General features: G+C 32.8%; 6 protein-coding genes. 4 read left to right on the forward strand and 2 right to left on the reverse strand.

The window, feature by feature from the left end; genetic code table 11:
- Positions 1–141: 141 nt before the first annotated feature.
- Positions 142–579 (forward strand): hypothetical protein, encoded by a 438-nt coding sequence (locus tag FC46_RS09445; protein WP_157046827.1) that lies wholly within the window; start codon positions 142–144, stop codon positions 577–579.
- Positions 580–1,040: 461 nt separating this feature from the next.
- Here FC46_RS09445 and FC46_RS09455 read toward each other — a convergent pair whose 3' ends face one another.
- On the reverse strand, positions 1,041–1,343 hold the full coding sequence (locus FC46_RS09455) for a nucleoside triphosphate pyrophosphohydrolase (protein WP_057800131.1): 303 nt from the start codon (positions 1,341–1,343) through the stop codon (positions 1,041–1,043).
- A 182-nt stretch (positions 1,344–1,525) separates the two neighbouring features.
- Positions 1,526–2,359: a helix-turn-helix domain-containing protein gene (locus tag FC46_RS09460; RefSeq protein WP_057800133.1), complete on the reverse strand. Its 834-nt coding sequence runs from the start codon at positions 2,357–2,359 to the stop codon at positions 1,526–1,528.
- 117 nt (positions 2,360–2,476) lie between these two features.
- On the opposite strand from FC46_RS09460, the gene FC46_RS09465 reads away from it, so the two are divergent.
- From FC46_RS09465 to FC46_RS09475, 3 genes are all read left to right on the forward strand, one after another.
- Positions 2,477–4,030, forward strand: a complete 1,554-nt coding sequence (locus tag FC46_RS09465; RefSeq protein ID WP_057800135.1) for an ATP-binding cassette domain-containing protein — start codon at positions 2,477–2,479, stop codon at positions 4,028–4,030.
- A gap of 121 nt (positions 4,031–4,151) precedes the next feature.
- Positions 4,152–4,385, forward strand: a complete 234-nt coding sequence (locus FC46_RS09470; RefSeq protein WP_057800137.1) for a type II toxin-antitoxin system prevent-host-death family antitoxin — start codon at positions 4,152–4,154, stop codon at positions 4,383–4,385.
- On the forward strand, positions 4,385–4,708 hold the full coding sequence (locus tag FC46_RS09475; RefSeq protein ID WP_057800139.1) for a type II toxin-antitoxin system RelE/ParE family toxin: 324 nt from the start codon (positions 4,385–4,387) through the stop codon (positions 4,706–4,708). Before FC46_RS09470 ends, FC46_RS09475 begins: the two co-directional genes overlap by 1 nt.
- The last annotated feature ends 141 nt before the right edge of the window (positions 4,709–4,849 follow it).

Consider the following 4,849-nt stretch of genomic DNA (forward strand, 5'->3'; position numbering starts at 1 on the left):
AAATGACCTTTTTTAATTTAGGACATAGTGTCCAACTTCATTTTACAATCGGCCAAAAAGAAAATTCTTTTAACTAATAATAATATTCTAAAATTAAGAACAATAGTCACTATTGCCTATTTTAAGGATGATCTAAGTTCTTTGGATAGTACCATACAAAAAGAGTTAAAAAAAGAATTTGATGAAGGAAAAAATTGGATTAATCGCCCTGACATTTTAAAATTATTTGCCAACACTATGCCTATATGGCTACCAGAAGAACTAGATTTTTTTATTGGTAGATTATTATCTGTAGTTAAGAAGAATAATAATCTTTCAGAGTTAATGTTGGAAAGATACTTCAGGATATTTGGTAATTATTTAGTAACTTGTTACACCCAGAAGAATACTGGTAATCATGTAAATGAAGTAATTAACTATATGCTCAATGAACCAGCATCATTTCATTTAATGATATATAAAATTCATACGTCTTATATGAAAGCACTATTTGATGGAGATATCAGCAAAGCGAAAAATATAAAGAAAAGCCTTGGAGAATATGGCTATAAGGAAACAATTGCAAACTGGTCTTTATAGATCTGTAACAAATACGATACAAGTTAAATCTATCTTCTATTTTTGGTTTTATTATTAATGTAGATCTGGTAGCACAATGTCAGAAAGAAAGATGTATTATTACGTTATTAACTAAGCCCTAGTGAAAGTAGTGATCCTCATGAAAAAATTCTGGTACAGACAAGTTGAAATTATAATTACCGAAATAGTTGCTTTTTATGTCGCACAAGCTCATGATCAGTCATCTTTGCCTATTTGGCTTTTAGTTGGTTTATTCGTAGTTCAATTTATATTTTTCTACTTTTACGAAAAATATAAGATTAATAAAGCAAAATCTAAATCGTGAGATAACTATACTTTACAAAACAAAAGCCAGAAACTATGCTAGTTTGCATGATTTCTGGCTTTTTCATTTTTCCATCAGACGACTTATTTCAATGGCATCTTGATAGCTCTAAGCTATCTTCTATTGTTCTTCCGAATCATTCATCTTCTGTTTCCATCAACAGATATTCAGAAAAAGTTCCTTTTGCTCTATTCTTTTCTTCAACCTTTTTCAAAAATCGACTTTCATCAATTTTCTTAAATTCTAAAAAGGCTTGAAGTACAGTATACATGTCACCTAATTCCTCAATTAGATTCTCTTCATTTGGAGCAGCCTTAACCTCTTGTGCTTCTTCAACAATTTTATTCTTTAACGCAGCTTCAATTTCTTCTGGTTTAAGCTTGCGATACTTAGCGTAAGTTGCAAATTCTGGAATTTTATTTCTAACCAATTTTTTCATTTCTAAATTCCTCTATGAATACTAACTGTTTTTCTGCTTTTTAGTAGATAATTCGTATTCTACATTATTTTAAAAATAAATAAAACTATTTTTAAAAAAATAATCAGCTAATATCCGTACATTAATTATGAAGTCATGCATAAGATCACTTTTTTACAAAGCAATACTATGAATCTGAACACCTACTTCTCCCAAGCTTTCTGCACGTGCTTAAACACATCCAGACAAATATGCGACAGACTCTTACAATTCACCAAGATCAAACTATTGATAATCGCTAGCACCGGTTGCTCATCCCCCGTTTCCAAATAATGAATCACCTTGCTAATGAAATTATTTACTATATTGAAAAATTCTAAATACCGAGGTAATTCCACCTTATTTATTTCTGTGAGTAACGTCTTAGCTTGATCCAATTGATGATCAAAAATCAACTTGATCACTGCATCCCCCAAACCGCCCATCACATCAATCAAACTCTGACTAGTTTCCGCATTCTCAACAGAATCAAAATTCCGCAAAATTTGCATTGCAATGCCATACACTTGCCGTGATTCTAATAAGAAAATGCTCCCTCCAAAATAATTAATGTAGTAGTGTGACCAAAAAGTTATTTTAGAAAAGTGAGCATACAAACGCTGCAAGTGACTGTCTGACAGTAACTTCTGACCACTTTCCAGCAAAATTTTGTTGCAATATGGAGTAGCTGCCAACAAGTCTGAAATCTTTTTACTTTCGTTATAACGATCAATGTGTTGCAAAGCTGTCTTTTTTACATCGGCAAAAGTTGCCTCTTCAATTTCATCTGTTTGAAAAGGTGAATGTTCTGACCAACCCATAAACTCATAACTATTGATGTGGATCTGTGCCAGTAATTTCATCGCGGTACTAAATTCCACTTCTACCTGATCATTTTCCCAACGTGATAGTTTCGATTCAGAGCAAATTCCCTGACATGCATCTTTTTGGGTAATATTTTGCATCTTGCGTAACTTTTTGAATTCGTGACCGTACATACATTGCTATTCCCTTGCCTTCCAATTAGACTTGCAGATCTGCAAGAATTATCTATTTGAGAAAAATTATAAGGCATACTATTTGCAAGATCCAGTTAATTCAAAGGAGAACCCACTATGCTTTATAAATACTCAAATCATTTCAAATTCATCTTAATGATTGCTGCTGGAATGGTAGCTAGCTTGCAAAACGTAATCATGGCCTTTATGGTCCAATCTTTGACCAACATTGCTACGAATCGCAGCTGGCACGATTTGACCTCAGTAATTATGATTGTGGTCATTAGTTTAGTAGCAATTTTAGGCGCAAATTTGCTTTTTAATTCACTAAAAACTTCCGCAATTAAAGAAACTAACACTTATCTCAGAACTAACCTCTTCAAGGGAATGCTCATCGAAAATCAGGGTGCAAAAAAACTAGGCTTTCTTACCAATGATTTCAAATTACTTGAAACTAACCGCTTCGATGCACAAGTTGAGATCATCATGCAGGCCTTCACCCTAATCTTCGCTCTAGCATATGCCTTGCTAGTCAATTGGCTGATCACGCTTCTTTTCTTACTCTGCTCTTTTGTACCGATGATTATTTCTGGTATTTTCCAGAAGAAAATTCAAGCTGCTTCACAGAATTGGACTAAGCAGAATGCAGAATATGTTAACCAAACCAAGAATTTCCTCGCCGGTAGCAATACACTCAAGTTGTACGATAAGGGAACGAATGCTACAGAGAAAAATAGATATAAAATTGAAGCCTTAGAAAATGCCTTACTGAAGATGAACCTGCTTGACCTAAATATTGCTTCTTTAATTAATCTACTTGCGATGCTCTTTTCATTCATGGTACCTTTCTCAATCGGTGTCTTGCTTGTTATCAAGGGAATGACAACAATTGGTGGTCTGTTTGCGATCATTCAATTAGCTAACTCATTCGTTAATCCAATTCTGACAATTTTAGACGACCGTAATAAACTATCAACTACCAAAGAAATTGTAGAAAAGGTCCGCAAGTACTTGTCTAGCGTGGCTTCAGAAGAAAAAACTAAATCAATTGAAGCTGGCACTTTAGCAGTTTACAACTTAGATTTAATCAGAAAAGACAAAAAATTAGTCCAAAATCTCGACTTAACAATTGAACCTGGCACTCACCAAGCAGTTATCGGTCCTTCCGGGACAGGAAAATCTACACTACTTCAATTTTTAATGACTGGTAACTATGGGGAGGCTAAGGAAATTGATCTAAACAATAAGAAAGTAAAAGCCGGCAGTTTTACTAACTTATTTTCCTATGCCAGCCAGGCACCCGTGATCTTCGCAGACAACTTATGGTTCAATCTAACCTTAGGTAGTGATATTTCTAAAGAAAAGGTCGAAGAAGTTTGTGACCAGCTTGGTTTAACTAGCTTAATTAATGAAAAGGGCTTCGATTATTTCTTAGGCGATAACGCTGATCAATTATCCGGTGGACAGCTAGCTAGAATTGAACTCGCTCGAGCAATTTTAGCTGATAGACCCGTACTTTTACTTGATGAAATTAATGCCTCACTAGACAAGAAGACTGCGGATCAAATTCACGCTTACCTGCTCAACTCTAACTTGACCTTCGTTGAAGTGATCCACCATTATGAAAAAGATGACTTATTACATTACGATACGGTAATTGATTTAGGCTGAGTATAATTTTTCAAATAAAAGCGCTGGAAGATAAATTGAGTCTTCTAGCGCTTTTTCTGATACTACAGTGCTGTAAATTGTTCGAAAAATAATGTATAATTTGATGAAGGAGTTGATACTAATGTTACAAATTAAACCTGTTTCTGAATTAAGAAACTACAACAAAGTATTAGACAAAGTAAAAAAAGATGAGCCTGTTTTTCTAACCAAAAACGGTTATGGCAAATTCGCAATTATAGATATTGAAGAATATGATGAATTTTCTGCAGCTCTTGAATTATTAAATAAATTAAAAAAAGCAGAAAAATCAAAGCATTATAACTTTGATGATGTTAAAGGAGAACTATTTAACTAATGTTTTCTCTAGAACTATCTGCTTCTACTAAAAAATATTTTGAAAATTTAAAAGAATATCTATTAATCAACTTTGGTGAAAAAACAAAAATAAATGTGTTGCAAAAAGAAGAAAAAAAGCTGGAAATCTTAAAATCATCCCCTTATATGGGAATCAAAGCCACAAAATTTTCAGATTTACTTGCAAACTATTACGTCTTAATCGATAAAAATGAATATATCTTTTATCGTATAGATAATGTCGAAAAAATAATCTATATTGAACTTATCTTAAGTACAAAAGAGGATATTATTCAAAAAATTCAAAAATATTTCAAGCAATAACTAACGATATTAAAAGCACTAGAAAATCAACAGTTCTAGCGCTTTTTTATATCATATAAAAATCGACATCTAAATAAATTTTTAGTAAGCGTCAAAAACTGAAGTATATTGAAAAAGCAGCTTGGCAATGATATGTATCAC

Origin of the sequence: Lactobacillus kalixensis DSM 16043 (genome assembly GCF_001434335.1) — a bacterium.
Lineage (GTDB): Bacteria > Bacillota > Bacilli > Lactobacillales > Lactobacillaceae > Lactobacillus > Lactobacillus kalixensis.